General features: G+C 35.2%; 10 protein-coding genes and 1 pseudogene. 6 read left to right on the plus strand and 5 right to left on the minus strand.

From position 1 onward, the window contains the following. Positions 1 to 494 precede the first annotated feature (494 nt). From FJ213_10285 to FJ213_10300, 4 genes are all read right to left on the minus strand, one after another. Positions 495 to 3,047 carry a hypothetical protein gene (locus FJ213_10285; protein ID MBM4176542.1) on the minus strand — a complete coding sequence of 851 codons (2,553 nt, stop codon included), beginning with the start codon at positions 3,045 to 3,047 and terminating at the stop codon, positions 495 to 497. Between the two features lie 104 nt (positions 3,048 to 3,151). Further along, positions 3,152 to 6,889 carry a hypothetical protein gene (locus FJ213_10290; protein MBM4176543.1) on the minus strand — a complete coding sequence of 1,246 codons (3,738 nt, stop codon included), beginning with the start codon at positions 6,887 to 6,889 and terminating at the stop codon, positions 3,152 to 3,154. A 262-nt stretch (positions 6,890 to 7,151) separates the two neighbouring features. Beyond that, positions 7,152 to 8,984 carry a bifunctional homocysteine S-methyltransferase/methylenetetrahydrofolate reductase gene (locus FJ213_10295; protein ID MBM4176544.1) on the minus strand — a complete coding sequence of 611 codons (1,833 nt, stop codon included), beginning with the start codon at positions 8,982 to 8,984 and terminating at the stop codon, positions 7,152 to 7,154. 136 nt (positions 8,985 to 9,120) lie between these two features. After that, complete coding sequence (locus FJ213_10300; GenBank protein ID MBM4176545.1) at positions 9,121 to 9,579, minus strand: hypothetical protein; 459 nt, start codon at positions 9,577 to 9,579, stop codon at positions 9,121 to 9,123. Positions 9,580 to 10,054: 475 nt separating this feature from the next. Here FJ213_10300 and FJ213_10305 point away from each other — a divergent pair, with 475 nt between their 5' ends. The 3 genes from FJ213_10305 (at position 10,055) to FJ213_10315 (ending at position 12,847) form a co-directional block, all read left to right on the plus strand. Next, the gene (locus FJ213_10305; GenBank protein MBM4176546.1) at positions 10,055 to 10,648 is read left to right on the plus strand and encodes an Abortive infection protein AbiEi; all 594 of its coding nucleotides are present in this window, start codon (positions 10,055 to 10,057) and stop codon (positions 10,646 to 10,648) included. Further along, the gene (locus tag FJ213_10310) at positions 10,648 to 11,550 is read left to right on the plus strand and encodes a nucleotidyl transferase AbiEii/AbiGii toxin family protein (GenBank protein ID MBM4176547.1); all 903 of its coding nucleotides are present in this window, start codon (positions 10,648 to 10,650) and stop codon (positions 11,548 to 11,550) included. Before FJ213_10305 ends, FJ213_10310 begins: the two co-directional genes overlap by 1 nt. A gap of 229 nt (positions 11,551 to 11,779) precedes the next feature. Further along, complete coding sequence (locus FJ213_10315; GenBank protein MBM4176548.1) at positions 11,780 to 12,847, plus strand: hypothetical protein; 1,068 nt, start codon at positions 11,780 to 11,782, stop codon at positions 12,845 to 12,847. Positions 12,848 to 12,974: 127 nt separating this feature from the next. Here the strand turns inward: FJ213_10315 and FJ213_10320 are convergent, their stop codons facing one another. Further along, on the minus strand, positions 12,975 to 13,430 hold the full coding sequence (locus FJ213_10320; GenBank protein MBM4176549.1) for a hypothetical protein: 456 nt from the start codon (positions 13,428 to 13,430) through the stop codon (positions 12,975 to 12,977). A 146-nt stretch (positions 13,431 to 13,576) separates the two neighbouring features. Between FJ213_10320 and FJ213_10325 the strand changes: the two genes are divergently transcribed. From FJ213_10325 to FJ213_10335, 3 genes and pseudogenes are all read left to right on the plus strand, one after another. Further along, complete coding sequence (locus tag FJ213_10325; protein ID MBM4176550.1) at positions 13,577 to 15,235, plus strand: 2,3-bisphosphoglycerate-independent phosphoglycerate mutase; 1,659 nt, start codon at positions 13,577 to 13,579, stop codon at positions 15,233 to 15,235. Positions 15,236 to 15,307: 72 nt separating this feature from the next. Continuing rightward, positions 15,308 to 16,294 carry a class I SAM-dependent methyltransferase gene (locus FJ213_10330; GenBank protein ID MBM4176551.1) on the plus strand — a complete coding sequence of 329 codons (987 nt, stop codon included), beginning with the start codon at positions 15,308 to 15,310 and terminating at the stop codon, positions 16,292 to 16,294. A gap of 233 nt (positions 16,295 to 16,527) precedes the next feature. Further along, positions 16,528 to 16,694, plus strand: a pseudogene (locus tag FJ213_10335) (UPF0164 family protein).

Consider the following 16,694-nt stretch of genomic DNA (forward strand, 5'->3'; position numbering starts at 1 on the left):
TATGTTATTTTTAAAACAAATACAAATACAAAAAGCAAATTTAAAGGGGGCGAATCTGGCACTTTCGAATTCGGAGTCAGAAATGATCCCGAACCGCTTACCGGAAATTATTTAGTTCTTAAAAATGTCGCTGAATTAAAAGCTCAATCTCAAATACTTGGAGATGATGCAGCAACAGTTTTAAAATTCGAGAACCATGGCGATTCTTTGAAAATGATTTTTATAGAAATTCAAGCAAAACAATTTTCAATCTTGGTCGATGTTAAAAGAAATTATGCAAAAACAATTCGCGGCAAAGAAATAAAGGAATTGAAACTTACTGATACAGAAGCCCCGTCGCATTTATTCGTTTATTATGAACTAACCAAGCTGGCTTTTAATAACAAGAAATAGCTTATCGATTAGGGGAATTTAACTTTCAGTTTCTCACAAATAAATCAAAATATTTTTGAGCAATTAGATTTAATTTGAAAAATCATTCCCCAAATCACCAGCTACCAGCTTTTCGATATTTTTCCTCTAATAATTAATTCATCAAAATTATTGTTGTTCATAATGAAGTCTTTGTAGAAATTTTTTTCACCTGTTAATTCGAAAAGTGCAATATTCCAAATTGGAAAAGATGTTGTAAAATAAAATCCATATTTTTGTTCCATATTTCTTTCGGTTGCTAAATTTATTCCAATTGTATTGTGCCAATCTTCAAAGGCAGTATAACTTCCGTTTAATTCAAAAGATAAAATATTTTTAGAAGCCGTAAGATGTGAGGACTGCAAATAACTAATTGTCGTTGATAATACCAAAGGATACTCGAAACTGATTGTTTGGTTAAATGAATAATTTTTTGCTATATAATTACTCATTCTGTTACGTGAATTGTTATCTTTATAAGAAAAGAAAATATTCGATGCAAGATTTAATGAGCTGATTTTGTAAATGTAACCACTAACAATTGAAAGCATTTTTAATTTGTTATCGATTTTCATTGAATCAAGATTATTTTCTTGATAGTAAGGGGAGTAATTTAAATTTATATACGGTATACTTTTAAACCTCAAACCTAAATTAAATCCTGCGGATGAATTAGTGGTTGTTGCCCTTTTCCACGGTATCAAATTATCTCGATCATTTTTATAATAACTTCCAACCGTTACTTGATTTTCAAATAATTTTTGTTCTGCACGGATTTCATGTGCTTTAATGTCATTTCGTAAATACGGAATTCCGTGAGTACTAAAGCCAGGGCCGATTAATTTATAATAACCTGATAATTTAGTTGCGGTTGGTAAATTCAAACTTGTCGCAATGTTATAAGCATAATCGAAAGAAGTGCTTATATTTGGTCTGATAGTTTTTGTAATCCAATCCGGAATTTTTGTATTTGTCAGCTTGGTACTTCTGATATCGCGTGTAATTAATGAACCAACTAACTCAGCTTTTATATTAAATAATTTATCTAAAAAAGAAATTTGAGCTTCTGCACCAACTAAATAATTCTCCTGAGGCGAAACAATAAACGTATCGATAATTACAGACTTCTCATCGTCCCAAGAATGCATGAAGGTAAGGTGAAGATGTGATGATGGTTTTTGACCTAATCCTATTTTGCCACTTAACATTTTCCTTAAATAAGTTGGATTGGTAATTGAATCTCCTTGAATTTCTTTTTGCGATCGACCGTAAGTAAAAGACAAATAAAATATTCCGGGAGTAAATTCAATATCAATTCCACTTACTGGAATTCCAGAAATAGTCAATGGGGAATAATTGGGATAACATGTGCCGACGCTTATATTTGAAAATAGAGACAGAAAATTAGAAACAAAATTATCTCTTAATTCTGAGGTTTTATTCATAATAATCTGTTGGGGACTAAACTGGAATTTAAAAGCATTTATATTTTGACGAATATCTTTTTGCTCGGAAGAAACAAAAACACTAAAACCAATGGGAATTTCGAAAATTGAAAGAGTTGTATTTAAATCCCATCTCCAAAGATTTTTTGGTATTTCAGAATTAATTGCCTGCCGGTCTGAGTATTGTGTATAAAAATTGGTGTTGCCAGACAATTTAAATGGTGAAATTTCATCCTCTTGAATATTTAATGAACAATTGATATCTCGTTTCAGCGAAGGGATTGAGGAATTGAGTGGAATTTCAGTTAAGCTCTGATTTCTACCGAAAAATGAATTAAGTTTAGCTTCACCTTTAAAAGTCGGGCTAAATCCTTCATCTTCAGTTAGTTGTCTTCTCAAATATTCAAAAGAATTTACTTCACTTTTACCCAAGACATTGTTATTCTCATCAAGAATTTTTACCTGCCAGGCGTACCTTTTGCCGTTTTCAAATTTCCTTGCCCACATTGGATATCTAAAAAATCGTTGGTTTGTTGTAATTTCAAACCATGCTGGATTGGAATTAATTGCATCCAGCGGCGATTGATTTCCAACAATTTCAACAATCTTCTTTTCGGCATATGATGGAGTACGAGTAGGTCCAAAATCAGTTGGGTGGTCATTTTGAAGTATTACAACAAACATAGGATATTCATCATCAACAATCTCGCCATTTGAAGGAGAAATTAAAATTGGAATAAACTGGTTTCTCACCGAATGTATAACCGGCAAACAATTAAATCCAATTTCCTGTTCGGTAGAAGACTCAATAACTCTAATGCAATAGTTAAATTCTCCTTCGGGTAAACTCCCGGTTTTAATAATAATATCTTCATACCTCTTTTCTGAATAATTTATATTAATTGGTTTTAACATTGACGGTGCAATTTTATTATAACCAGCCTTTAATAAAAATTGATTTGATCTTGCATTAAAAATGATCCCATTATTTTGTTCCGTCACTTCTCCTATTAAGAACACTTCATATTCTTTACTTGTCGAGTTAAAAATTGAAATATCCCACAAATGCTCTACTCTTATTTGATTTGGCGGAGGTGGTTTGATAGTTACAAGAACTTGAGCACAAAGGTCTACAATAAAAAAGTAAAGGAATAATACAAGATGAAGTGAGAAAACCCTTAACCATTTCATAAAACCTCCAAAAAGCTAATGAAATTCAATCTTAAAAATTATTAAAAATTGAACTGAGTTGATTCAAGACCAACTCAGTTCCGTTAACAGTCGAGTATCTTAAATTATTTTAGGACATTTATTTTGAATCTAAAGCTGGGGCATATTATTCCGTTAATTTTCCAATTAATACTTACATCGTATGGTCCTGACAGGGGTTCCCCTTTTTGATTCAAAGGTGAAAAAGAAGTCAGTACCGTCCTCTGATTATAAATTTTTTCATTAATAACTCCCGATATTGGGGTAAATCCTCTAGGACCAGAGATTAAGTAACTAGGGCGTTCTATCACACAACAATCCGTCATAGCTCTTGCATAAATAAAAGAAATAGTAATAGGATTGTTTTTATCTATAGCTTTTACATCAAAGACATGGAGCCTCCTAGGAGCGTCATCAATCGCCTTATCACGCATAAAAAATGTAATTATTTTATCTGAGTATTTAATTTCAATTGTCCCGTAATCACATAAGCTTCCAATCAAGTTAACGTATATTTTAAATCTGCAAGGATTACATACATGACCCGCACACGTTGCATTCAATATAACATCATATGTCGTTGATGCAGTTGGAATGAAAGAAATATTTCCTACTATACCTGTAAATGTTCCACTTGTACCTCCTGGTCCAGTAATGACATAATTGTACGTTGTTGTGCAGTGCGAAGGAAAGCAATTCACATTGAATGTTATATTTATAGGTGTTCCAACCGGAATAGACCCTATATCAATTGAGCTTACTCCTCCACCAGGCAGACAATTTACATTAGAAACAGTTGAACCATATCTTACCCTTACAAATCGCCAATCTCTACAAATGCAGGTATCAGAAATCATTTCTTCAACGTTGATCGAAAAATGACAAGTGTCACATCTAGCCGTTCCGCAATTTCCACTAATTACAAAAGTATAATTCCCTATTGATGTAAATGTGTAATTATAAGGTAATGTTATTCCTGGGAAGAAACCAATCGGACTTCCATCTTTGTAAATTGTTAGGTTCTGATTTGGCGGACATAGAAGAGTGGGTTCACAAGCAATGATTCTATTGATTGCAATGGAAGAACCCACATGAGTTGCAGTTAGAGTACTGCCGCATGGATATGTCATAACACTGCCATAATCGTATGAGATTATAAAATTATCACCGCCGACACATCCACAGTCTTCTGTAAGTTCTCCGATTCTAATTTTGAATTTGATAGTATCACATGGTGTTCCTCCACAGCTAGAGGTTAAGTAGACTGAGTATTCACCCGATACTAGCGGAGTGAAGCTAATCGGTAATGTTGTACCGGTCCATGTACTCCCGCCACCAAAAATTCTCCAAGAATAAACTGATAAACAACTTGGTGGTGAACAATTATAATTAGTATTTATGGTTATTGGTGTACCTGAAGGTAGTGCCCCGATATTAATTATTCCACCGTTTGTAACTGTAGTTGTCGTTGATAACCAACTCACATTTATGGGATCCCAGTTAATACAACTACAGGTTTCATCAATATTGGGAATTTCAATTTTAAACCATGTTGCATTACATTCTATTAATCCACAGGATGGAGTAATTATTACCGTGTATACTCCCGGCCGTGGAGGTGTAAAAACTATCGGTAAACTTGATGTTGGAATCCATGCTACACCATCTAAATTCATTCTCCAAGTAAATGATACGGGACAAGATGGAGGAGTACAATTAAAGCTTGGAATAACTGTAAAGGTTGTTCCGCTTGGAATGGTACCTGGATTAAATGTAGTTCCTGGTACAACTACTATCGAACTGGATAACCAATTCATTGTTATAGCCCCCCAACTACTACCACGGCATGTGCAATTATCCTGTGTTATTAAAGAATCGATGTTTATCCGAAACCAAAAAGTATCACATGGTGATGTACCACATTGAGGTATGATAGTTACAAAATAAGTTCCTGCAGTGGTGGGCGTAAATGTAAATGGAATTGCTGTCCCCGCTGAAAGAAAAGCAGCGGGACCAGTAATACGCCAATTATATGTTGGTAAACATGTTGCTGGATTACAATTAAAACTTGTATTAATAGTAATATTTGTACCAAGTGTAAGCGCACCAGTATTTATTGTCCCCCCACGAGGAACAATTGCCGACCCTGATACCCAATTTACATTTACTGGATTCCAATTGCCGCAGTTGCATGTTGTATCTTCTATATGATATTTCCAGCAAAACGGTTCACCAGTTGACAAGCACGTCTTGCCATCTGTCGAAGCACTTCTGCCAATAAGATTTCCACAGTCATCCCACATTGTTAAACAAAATCTTAATTCACTAAGAGGTGAAGGTAAGGGATTAATAAAATGCGTTGGAGGAAAATTTAAAGAGAATGTCTGCGAAGCAAGGTTCCAATTCAATCGATTCATGACTGGTGGTGGGCTAATATCACCGTAATGAAAAGAGAAATAGGATTCTGAAACGTATTTCGCTATTAAAGTTCCGAGTCCATCTTTCAGTTCAACGTAACCAAATCCATTAGCAACACCACTAAAATTAACACCGCAGTTCGGCAAATCCTGAACATTAATATTTACTGTGAATCCTGAAACGCTTACCCCAGAGCCATCTGGAGGGACTAAAGCTATAACGCTTGGGCCAGTTAGATCAACAATAAAAAATCCATTGTAGGGGGAACCTAACATCGGATTTCCTGCTGCATTGTGAATACTTAACTGATACTGGACCCTATCGCCATCACACAAGCACATTTGATCAACTTTAAAAGGATAAAAAATAAATTCACTTGTTCCAGCTCTGATATTATTTAATTCTCCCCATCCGTTTAAAATTATTGTAGAAAGAGGAGCCCCAAAATTCCACACCCCACAACAGGTTTGAGTTCTTACGATAGAAAATCCAGATTGTCCTAAGTCAATGGGTTGAGAATGTAAAATTCTAAAAACAAATTTTTGATCAGTTGTATCACCATGGCAACAAATATTATAACAACCTTTCGGGGATACATCTTGAAGCTGTCCCCAGAATGTCATTAAAGTTGGTCGGTCACCTGGAGAGAAACTCCAAACTTCACTTTTTCCAATTTCAAGTTTGTTCGTGAAAGCTGTAATCTGCCATGCATATTTTTTACCTTTTTCAAATTTTCTTGCAGATGTAGGATATTTCAGAATATTTGATTTGATATCGCTTTTTTCAAACCAGGCTAAATTATTTTGAATAGCTTCTTCCAATGATTGACCAGATTGAATTTCAACTATTTTAATCAAATAATTAATACCTGAAATTTGAGGTGTTATTGGTGTCCACGAAAACTCATTAATCTCAATTTCTGATTCTATTCCGTTCGATGGAGAGATTAATTGAGGTGGATTTGGATGAATTACAGAATGGCTTATACAGTCTTTCCCTAATTCATTATTGTCTTCTATATTAAGTACAGTAACACAAATTTCATAATCTCCTTCTTTTATTGTTCCTGAACGTATTAGCATTTCTTCAAATTCTTTTCTACTGCTTATTATTGAAATGTTACCCAAATCTTTCATTGTGATATTGTGAAATCCAGGGGACAATTCAAATGCAGACGATCTTGCTTCAAATATCTTGCCCTCGGTCACTTCGGTAATTACGCCGTTAAGAAAGACTTTATAAGTCCTAGGTGACGCATTGTTTAGTTGAAGTTTCCAAAGATTTTCAGATTTAATTTGGTTAAATGGAGGTTGAGCAAGTACTATTATTACTTGTGGCTTTGCATCTGCAAAGAATGCCAGTATTGATGCAAGGATGATAAAAATTCTTTTAAATGAAGAAAACATTTTACACCCATTAATTTTTTAATAGTTATAATCATATTTTCACGTGGGAATAACGAGGATTGATATATGAAATTCGGACTATCAACTTTTCGATTGTGATGTTCGCTAAAGAAAACCACTTTAATGCCGTCTACTCTCATTCCTAAGGAATTTCCTGCTTAGTCTACATTTCAATTTACATTGTGGGGAGTAAATTGTCAATTAAAAAAGTAAATTCATAAAAGTGTTTAGGGTACTGATAACCCATAGTGGAGGTGAAGAACTATTTCTTTAGTATTTCAAACACCGCTTCAACTCTTCCGAGCGGAGCGGCGAGCTGAACGCCCGCCACATCATTTCTTATGTAATTATAAGTTTCTCGCGCAATTTGAATTCCAGTTTCGAATCCTTCATCTTTAGTCGTTGCACTTCGCATTCTTGATAAAATTTCATCCGGTACTGAGGCCCCTGGAACTTCATTGTTCATAAATTCTGCATTCCGGTATGATATCAATGGCCAAATTCCACAAATTAATGGAAGTTTAACATAATCGATTCGTTTAATAAAACTTTCGAATATCTTTATATCAAAGACAGGCTGAGTTATCATATATTCTGCACCTGCTTCGATTTTCCAATCTAATCTTTTTAATTCATCATCAAGATTGATTGCTCCCGGATTCACACCGACACCAATACTGAAACCAGTTGGTTCGCCAATAGGATTGCTTGCAAGATCAAGTCCGTGATTTAATCGATTAATTAAATTCACCAAGCCAATTGCATCGACATCGAACACCGCAGTTGCGTCAGGATAATTTCCAAGTTTCGGTGGATCGCCAGTGATTGCTAAAATATTTCTAACTCCCAATGCCCATGCGCCGAGAAGATCAGATTGCATTCCAATTACATTTCTATCTCTACAGGCAAAATGAAGAACGGTTTCTATTCCAACTTCTTTTTGAATTAAAACAGCAAGTACCATTGCAGACATTCGCGCCATTGCCCGCGGTCCATCTGGAATATTTATCGCATCTATGCCAAAATGGAACAGCTTTCGCGCTTTCTCTATCTCTTTTTGTGGTGAAACTCCCTTTGGTGAAACTAATTCTACGAGACTGACAAATTCTTTCCTAAGAAGTTTATTAGACAAGCGGGATTTTTCATTCAATGAATATATTTTTACTTCCGGCAGTATTTCAATTTCTAATTCACTGACTTTTACATCCATTCGTTTTGCCGGTTGAAGGGCTTGAACAGCCCTTCGGATAGCACGAATATGGGAAGGATTTGTTCCACAGCATCCGCCAACAATTGAAGCACCGGTCTGGATAAATCGTTTTGCATATTCAGCCATGTATTCAGGCGAAGTCATATAAATATTCCTTCCGCCAATATTTTGAGGATAACCTGCATTTGGCTGGATTGAAATTGGAAGAGTCGTAAGTGTTTTAAGCTTTTCTAATGCATCGAGCATCGGTTTTGGTCCGACTGAACAATTCAATCCCACTGCATCGATTTTATAATCTTTCAGCTTGTCGATGAATCTCTCGAGAGGCGCACCGCTTAATAAATTTCCATCTTCGTTGATTGTTACTTGTCCGATAACAGGTATATTTTCATCAAGCTCTCTAACAGCACGAAGTGCTTGGACTAATTCTTTAGCAAGAATGAAAGTTTCGAGAATAATTAAGTCAACGCCGCCATCAATCAATCCTTTGATTTGATCTTTGAAAGCGTCCTTCGCTTCATCAAAAGAAAGTTTTCCGAGCGGCTCAATTTGTACTCCGAGCGGACCGACAGAGCCAGCTACTAGTACTGAATCTTTCGCAACGGATTTTGCAATTTGAGCTCCTCTAAGATTTATTTCGTAGACTTTTTCTCCAAGTCCATGAGGAGTGAGTTTAAATACATTTGCTCCGAACGTATTTGTTTCAATAGCATCGGCACCTGAGTTGATGTAATCGTTATGAACTTCCTTCACAATTTCCGGATTGGTTAGATTCAACTCATCGAAACATCGGTTGATGTAAATTCCTTTTTCGTATAGATACGTTCCGGTTCCGCCATCGAAGACGATTACTTCTTTCCCGAGTCTTTCTCTAAATGTTTTCATTCTCGTTTAATCATACTTTATGCGCAGTGAATTTAGAATATTTCAGGATTGATGTCAAAAGATTGTTGGCGAGTCGAAGAAAAATAGTTGAGCATCCTTTAAGTGGCTGAGTGATAAGAATGGAAAAAATATATTGTTACGAAACTTCCACTCTGTCATCAAGCTCATTCACGTCGTCTGGTTTTCGGGGAAAGTGCTGCGAGAGTACTTTTCCGCATTCTCTGATGACGTGAATTATTCCGTCGAAAAAATTCTTATTGCGGAAATATTTTTCTGTTACGTTGGATAATTCATTCCAAAAGTTTTGGTCGAGTACCTTTGTGATTCCCTCGTCAGGCAGAATGTAGAATTGTTTATCTTTTAATATTAAAAAAAGAAGAATGCCGCTGCGGTCAAGCGTGTTGTTTATCTTCATTCGGAAAAATTCTTTTATTGCCAGATTCCGCAAAGAAGATTTTTTCTCAAACATCTTTCTTTTTTGTTTTATGCTAACGCGGATTTCGCCGGCAGTTTTTTCTTCTTGGAGTTTAATCTCTTCTGCAATTTTTTCCATTTCAACCGCAGATAGTATTTCGTGAATGAAATGATGAAACATAGATTATCTTGCGTTAAAAATAGGAAAGTATGATTTGGATTACAAGTTTCTGGAGTCAATCAAAAAAAACACTAACCTAACTATGACTCAATCAAATAACTGTGAGCATCGATATAGTAGCACAAAAATCTTGTTTAAAAGTGTGAAACATATTGTGTTACGGCAAGATGGACTACTTTTTGTAGAATACATTCGAATTTATCCCTTTAGATAGAAATTCAAAAAATTCGCTGGAAATGAACAAAAAAGGATTTGGTTCTAAATTTCTGTCAATATCTCATACTGACATAGAAATCGGACCCAAAAATAACTGAATCAATTACAAGGTAGATTTACTCTGTTTACCTTGTAAACGATTCAGTTCAGAACTACTGCCAATCACTCTCATCGACAGTAAAAATGAACCAATAATGAATAACATGGATCAATTCTTAGGCACATTTCGTATATTTGCCTAAGAAACGATCCAAGCAATATGAAAGAAATCATTAAAATATTTGAGAAACACAAGGGTTACGCAAGAATGAAAGAGCTTCGTAACCAGAAAATTCATCCTAGAAAAATCACTAAAGCCATTTCAGAAGGAATTATAGAAAAGATAAAGCCTGGTCTGTACAAGCTTGTAAATTACCCATGGGATGAAAATGGAAGTTTTGCAGATGTATGCAAGTCTAATAAAAAAGCCGTTATATGTCTTACTTCAGCTTCTTCATATTACGAACTGACAACTTTTAATCCGTCATACATAACAGTTGCAGTACCTCACAATTCACCTGGCTTTAAGCTTGAATACCCGCCAATACAAGTATATTATTTCCCTCATAAATATTACGAAACCGGGATAATTCAAGTGGAAACGAAAAGCGGAATCATAAGAATCTACAACCTGGAAAAAACAATTTGCGATCTGTTTCGGTACCGGACTAAAATAGGTGACGATATTGTTATTGAATCACTTAAGAGTTATCTAGAGCTAAAGAAGCGGGACATCAACAAACTTTTTGAATTTGCAGAGACACTTAGCGTAAAAGAAAAAATGCTTCCTTATGTTAAAGCGATTGTCGGTTAATGGCTAAAAAAGAAATTACAAATATCGCTGTATCTGTAAAAGAAAGGTTGATCAATTATTCACGTAAAAATTCCCTTGACTTCAATTCAGTTCTGCTTCAATATATTCAGGAAAGATTTCTATTCAGAATTTCAAAATCCATTTACTCAGATAATTTTGTTCTTAAAGGTGCGCTTCTCTTTCTTGCCCATGACATAAGCCGACTTCGCCCCACGAAAGATATTGATTTACTTGGACGCTCTGTTCCGAATAAAACCGATTCATTGAAAGAAATATTTCAAGAAATTGCTTCGATAAGTTTTGAAGATGGATTAACGTTTGATTCCCATTCTGTTTCTGCCGAAGAAATTGTTGAGCAGGATGAATATCATGGCATTAGAATTAAATTGTCCGCTAAGCTTGGCACCGCAAGGCAGCAGGTACGGATTGATATTGGATTCGGTGATATTGTTTATCCCAGCTCGCTGCTAATGGATTATCCTACTCTGCTTGATTTTGAAGCCCCGCACTTAAAAGTATATTCGATTGAATCTGCTGTAGCAGAAAAATTTGAAGCTGCTGTTTCTCTCGGAATTGCAACAAGCAGAATGAAAGACTTTTACGATATTCATTTCTTTGCTTCAAGTAAAGGGTTTGATCTTTTAACTTTGCACAATGCTTTAATTGAAACATTTAAAAACAGGCAAACCTCGATTGAGAAACGTCATTCTATTTTTGATGACAAGTTTAAGAATGATAAAAACCTTGAAGCACTCTGGGCTGCATTTATAAAAAAACGCTCGCTTAAAATAAATCTGAACTTTTCCGAAACTGTTTCCAAAATCAAATTATTTATTGAACCGGCTTACAGCGAAGTTAATTCAACAAAGACATGGGATTACATGGAATGGGATTGGGAATGAGTGAATTACCTAAAGGTTGGATTGAATGTAAGCTTTCTGATATTTGTGATATTGAATACGGCAAAGATCTTTCCACAAAGAAAATAAGTAATGAAAAAAATATCCTGTTTTCGGTGCGAATGCAATAATAGGTTATTATAATGAATATTTATACGAAGAAGAAAAAGTTCTGATTTCTTGTCGGGGTGCTAATAGTGGGAAAATCAATATATCACCTCCCAAAGTTTTTGTGACACACAACTCTTTAGTATTAAATTTTTTTGATTCTTTAGAAAAGAATAAAAGATATTTTGCATATGCACTTCAATCAAAAAGCAATTCGCAGTATGTAACTGGTACCGCTCAACCTCAAGTAACTATCACAAATGCAAATGAAATACAAATAAGATTAGCACCTCTCAACGAACAAAAACGAATAGTAGAAAAACTTGATAAACTTTTAAGCAAAGTAGATGAATCAAAAGTACGGCTTGATAAAATTCCTGTTATAATAAAAAGATTCAGGCAGTCAGTTCTTAACGCAGCAGTAACAGGCGAGTTGACAAAAGATTGGAGGGAGAGGAAAGGCATTACTTTAAACAATTGGGGTAAAAAAATCTTTAATGAGTTTTGCAAAATACAAAGAGGATATGACTTGCCTTTGAGAAAAATCATAGATGGAGCGTATGCTGTTGTTACTTCTGGAGGAATTGCAGGCTATCATAAAGAATCTAAAGCAAATGGTCCTTGCTTAGTTACTGGTAGGAGTGGTTCTGTTGGTAGTGTCCATTTCTTTGAATTTGAAAATTACTGGCCGCATAATACTGTTTTATTTGTTAAAGATTTCTGTGGTAATTATCCTAAATATACTTACTACTATTTTTTACAATATGATTTTAAGTCTTTCAGTTCAAGTACGGTAGTACCCACACTTGATAGGAAGAAACTATTTAATGAAAAAATAGAAATTCCTCCATTCGAAGAACAAAAAGAAATCGTAAAACGAGTCGAAGCACTTTTCAAAAAAGCAGATGAAATAGAAGAGAGATTTATTAAAGCAAAAGCTTTTGTAGATAAGCTAACACAATCAATATTAGCAAAAGCATTCAGAGGCGAGCTAGTTTCCCAAGACTCCAACGATGAGCCAGCAAGCGTGTTACTGGAAAAGATAAAAGAGGAGAAAGAATCGCACATTACATCTAATGTGAAAGTAAAAACAAATAAAACGAGCAAATCAACGAAAAAATTTATATTGATGAAAGAAAAGAAAACGAAAAATGCGAAAACAATTAAACGAAAAGAGAAAAGAATTGCTTAAAAATACAAATTAATCATTTCGCGTTTTTTTTACCCTGAACCCAACTATTTTGAGCGACCTATCTTAAAGAAATAAAACTTGTTTTACTATTGTGTGAATTTAATTCTGACGCCGTTTGCTGCAGAGTCTATGAAATTTCAATTCTATCCTCAAGCTCATTCACGTCGTCTGGTTTTCGGGGAAAGTGCTGTGAGAGGACTTTTCCGCATTCTCTGATGACGTGAATTATTCCGTCGAAAAAATTCTTATTGCGGAAATATTTTTCTGTTACGTTGGATAATTCATTCCAAAAGTTTTGGTCGAGTACCTTTGTGATTCCCTCGTCAGGCAGAATGTAGAATTGTTTATCCTTTAGTATTAAAAATATAAGAATGCCGCCGCGGTCACGCGTGTTATTCATTTTCAATCGGAAAAATTCTTTAATGGCTAAATCCCGCAGAGATGCCTTCTTCTCAAAAAGCTTTTTTTTTCTTTTGATGCTTATACGTATTTCACCGGCAGTTTTTTCTTCCTGAAGCTTTATCTCTTCTGCAATCTTTTCCATTTCAACTGCAGATAATATTTCGTGAATGAAATGATACATAACACTCTCGTTCGAAAAATATGAAACTGGAGCTTGGATTACAAACGTTCGTCAGGCTTCACTTTTTGACTTTACTTCTCTTTTGAGATATTTTGCACAGAGATTTAGCGAAAACAACCAATAGGAAATACAATTTTTATACATCTATGTTGAAACTAAAAAAACTTGATAATTTCTTAGGCGGAAAAGGTCCTTTATTATTTATTGTAATGGACGGCATTGGACTTGGAAAAGAATACGACCTGCCCGCCACGGAAATAATGGAAGGGCAGGCGGGCGGAAATGCTGTATTCAAATCAAAAACTCCAACGCTTGATAAACTTTTTTCTTCACCGCTTTTTACAAAGCTTAAGGCACACGGTCAGGCTGTTGGACTTCCTTCAGAAGATGACATGGGCAATAGCGAAGTTGGGCATAATGCACTCGGCGCAGGAAGAATATTTGACCAGGGTGCAAAGCTCGTAAACAAATCAATTGAATCTGGAAAAATATTTCAATCTGAACTCTGGAGAGATATAATAAAAAGAGCAGAGGATGGGGGGACGATTCATTTTATCGGATTGCTCTCAGACGGAAATGTTCATTCGCACATCGAGCAGCTTTTTGCATTGATCAAAAGATGTGCTGAAGAAGGTGTGAGAAAAGTGCGTCTTCATCCGCTTGCCGATGGAAGAGATGTTCCTGGAAGAACTGTTCTGAATTATATCAAACCAACCGAAGATTTATTGAATAAGATAAATTCAGAAAAGGGATTTGATTATCGAATTGCATCAGGCGGCGGTAGAATGAAAGTTACAATGGATAGATACAATGCAGATTGGAACATCGTCAAAAGAGGATGGGACGCTCACGTACTTGGAATTGGTAGAAAATTCAAGACAGCAGAAGATGCAGTTAAAACTTTTTACGAAGAAGATCCAAACATAATCGATCAGTACCTTGATGCATTCGTGGTTGTAGATGATAATGATGAGCCGATAGGTAAAATCGTTAACGGCGATTCCGTAATTATGTTTAATTTCAGAGGAGATAGGGCAATTGAATTATCTCGTGCTTTTGAAGAGAAAGATTTTAAGGAATTCGACAGAGTTTATTACCCGGATGTTTTGTATGCTGGAATGATGGAGTACGATGGTGATCTTCACATCCCGAAAAATTATCTTGTCTTCCCATCGGCAATTGATAGAACTATCAGCGAATATCTTTGTGCAGAGAAGGTAACATCGTTTGCAATTTCGGAAACGCAAAAGTACGGGCATGTAACTTATTTCTGGAATGGAAATCGTTCAGGCTATATTGACGAATCGCTCGAAAAATATTTTGAGATTCCTTCCGATAAGATTGAATTCGATAAAGCTCCAAAAATGAAAGCTTATGAAATTACTGAAAAAACGATTGAGCTTTTACGTTCAAATAAATTTAAATGGGGAAGAGTGAATTTTGCAAACGGAGATATGGTTGGTCACACAGGTAATTTCGATGCGGCAGTAATTGCTGTCGAGGTAGTCGATGAATGTGTAGGAAAATTATTGAAAGTAATAGATGAATTGGAAGGAATTGCGATTGTGACAGCAGATCATGGAAACGCAGATGAAATGTTCATAATCAAAAATGGGAAAAAAGAAATAAAGACATCGCATACATTGAATCCCGTTCCGTTTGTGATTTACGATACACAGTACAAAGGCGAGTATAAAATGTCGGAGGTGAAAAATCCAGGACTCACTAACGTTGCCGCAACGATTTTGAATCTACTCGGCTTCGAAAAAGTTGAAGATTATGACGAGTCGTTGATTAATTTTTAGCGTAGACCTTGAATGCTTATGTTTTTTTTCTTTGTGAAACCTTCAAGCTCGACAATTTCATAAACCAGTAAAATGTTTAATAATCTTGTTAATAAATACGATTTCGTTAGATTAGTTGAGAAAATTAGACAAGGCTATTTATACAAGATTCTTTCAAAATTAACGTTGGTTAAGTTGGGAAGAGTAAAAGAATCGTGGAAGCATACAGTGACTAATCAATCAAATTGGTGGGATGTTCCTGAAGTAATAAGCAGATGGAACTTGTTAATTACCGGCAACCCGAACTTATCACCTCAAGAGTACTTTTCCAAAAAATATTTTTCTCAGAAGAAAAATCTAAACGGATTATCAATTGGGTGTAGTACCGGTCAGAATGAGCTTAAGTGGGTGAAATCGACACACTTCAATCGATTAATTGCGCACGATTTGTCAAATGAACGTATCGCCTATGCAAAAAATCAGGCTGATAGAGAAGGGTATTCACACATAATACAATTTTTTGTGTCAGATTTTTTCGACATAAAAGTCCGAGAAAACGAATATGATATCATTACTGCTGAAGGCTCACTTCATCACCTTAAAAATATAGATGAAGTTGTGCGAAGAATAAAACGAATGTTAAAGAAAGACGGCTATTTAATTGTTAATGACTTTGTTGGACCTTGCCGATTTCAATGGACAGATAGACAATTAGAGATTGTCAATGGACTTTTAACAATTATCCCGAATCGTTACCGAAAGCGGATTTATAGCGGCTCGATCAAAAAAAGGCATTATAAACCCGGCCGTCTCACTATGATTGTGAATGATCCATCTGAAGCTGTGGAATCTTCAAATATTCTTCCATCGATAAGGAAACATTTTAATATAGTTGAGCTAAAAGAATACGGTGGAACAATTCTACATATTCTTTTAAATGAAATTGCTCACAATTTTATTTCAACAAATGAAGAGAGTAAACAAATTTTGAAACTTTGTTTTGAAGTCGAAGATTTGATGTTAAAAATGAAAGAAATACAAAGTGATTATGTTTTTCTTGCTGCACAGAAAAAAAGTTAGGATTAGAACAATTAGGTAATTTTGATATAACAGAAATTTTCAATTGAGCGAACCAAAATTCCACTTGATTTTTTGAATAAAAATAGGATATTTTTAACCAAAAATTAGAGCTTTATTCGCAGCAATTCTACCGATAATATCTCATAAAGGAGTACGAAATGAAAAAAATATTTTTTGCAGTTAGTTTTTTATTTGCTGCGAGTTCGGTTTATTCTCAAGGAACATCAATCGGGAAATATTCCGGTGAATTTTTAGCAATCGGTGTTGGCGGCAGACCTCTTGCAATGGGCGGGGCGTATGTAGCGTTGGCAAACGATGTACTTTCGGGTTATTATAATCCTGCAGGATTATCTCGCCTCGATTATCCTCAAGGTGCATTGATGCATGATGAAAGATTTGC

Source organism: Ignavibacteria bacterium, from assembly GCA_016873845.1.
GTDB lineage: Bacteria > Bacteroidota > Ignavibacteria > Ch128b > Ch128b > JAHJVF01.

Bases quoted from the DNA above. Each gene is read 5' to 3' on its own strand.
- FJ213_10285 (MBM4176542.1), bottom strand. From the start codon at position 3,047: ATGAAATGGTTAAGGGTTTTCTCACTTCATCTTGTATTATTCCTTTAC.
- FJ213_10290 (MBM4176543.1), bottom strand. From the start codon at position 6,889: ATGTTTTCTTCATTTAAAAGAATTTTTATCATCCTTGCATCAATACTG.
- FJ213_10295 (MBM4176544.1), bottom strand. From the start codon at position 8,984: ATGAAAACATTTAGAGAAAGACTCGGGAAAGAAGTAATCGTCTTCGAT.
- FJ213_10300 (MBM4176545.1), bottom strand. From the start codon at position 9,579: ATGTTTCATCATTTCATTCACGAAATACTATCTGCGGTTGAAATGGAA.
- FJ213_10305 (MBM4176546.1), top strand. From the start codon at position 10,055: ATGAAAGAAATCATTAAAATATTTGAGAAACACAAGGGTTACGCAAGA.
- FJ213_10310 (MBM4176547.1), top strand. From the start codon at position 10,648: ATGGCTAAAAAAGAAATTACAAATATCGCTGTATCTGTAAAAGAAAGG.
- FJ213_10320 (MBM4176549.1), bottom strand. From the start codon at position 13,430: ATGTATCATTTCATTCACGAAATATTATCTGCAGTTGAAATGGAAAAG.
- FJ213_10325 (MBM4176550.1), top strand. From the start codon at position 13,577: ATGTTGAAACTAAAAAAACTTGATAATTTCTTAGGCGGAAAAGGTCCT.
- FJ213_10330 (MBM4176551.1), top strand. From the start codon at position 15,308: ATGTTTAATAATCTTGTTAATAAATACGATTTCGTTAGATTAGTTGAG.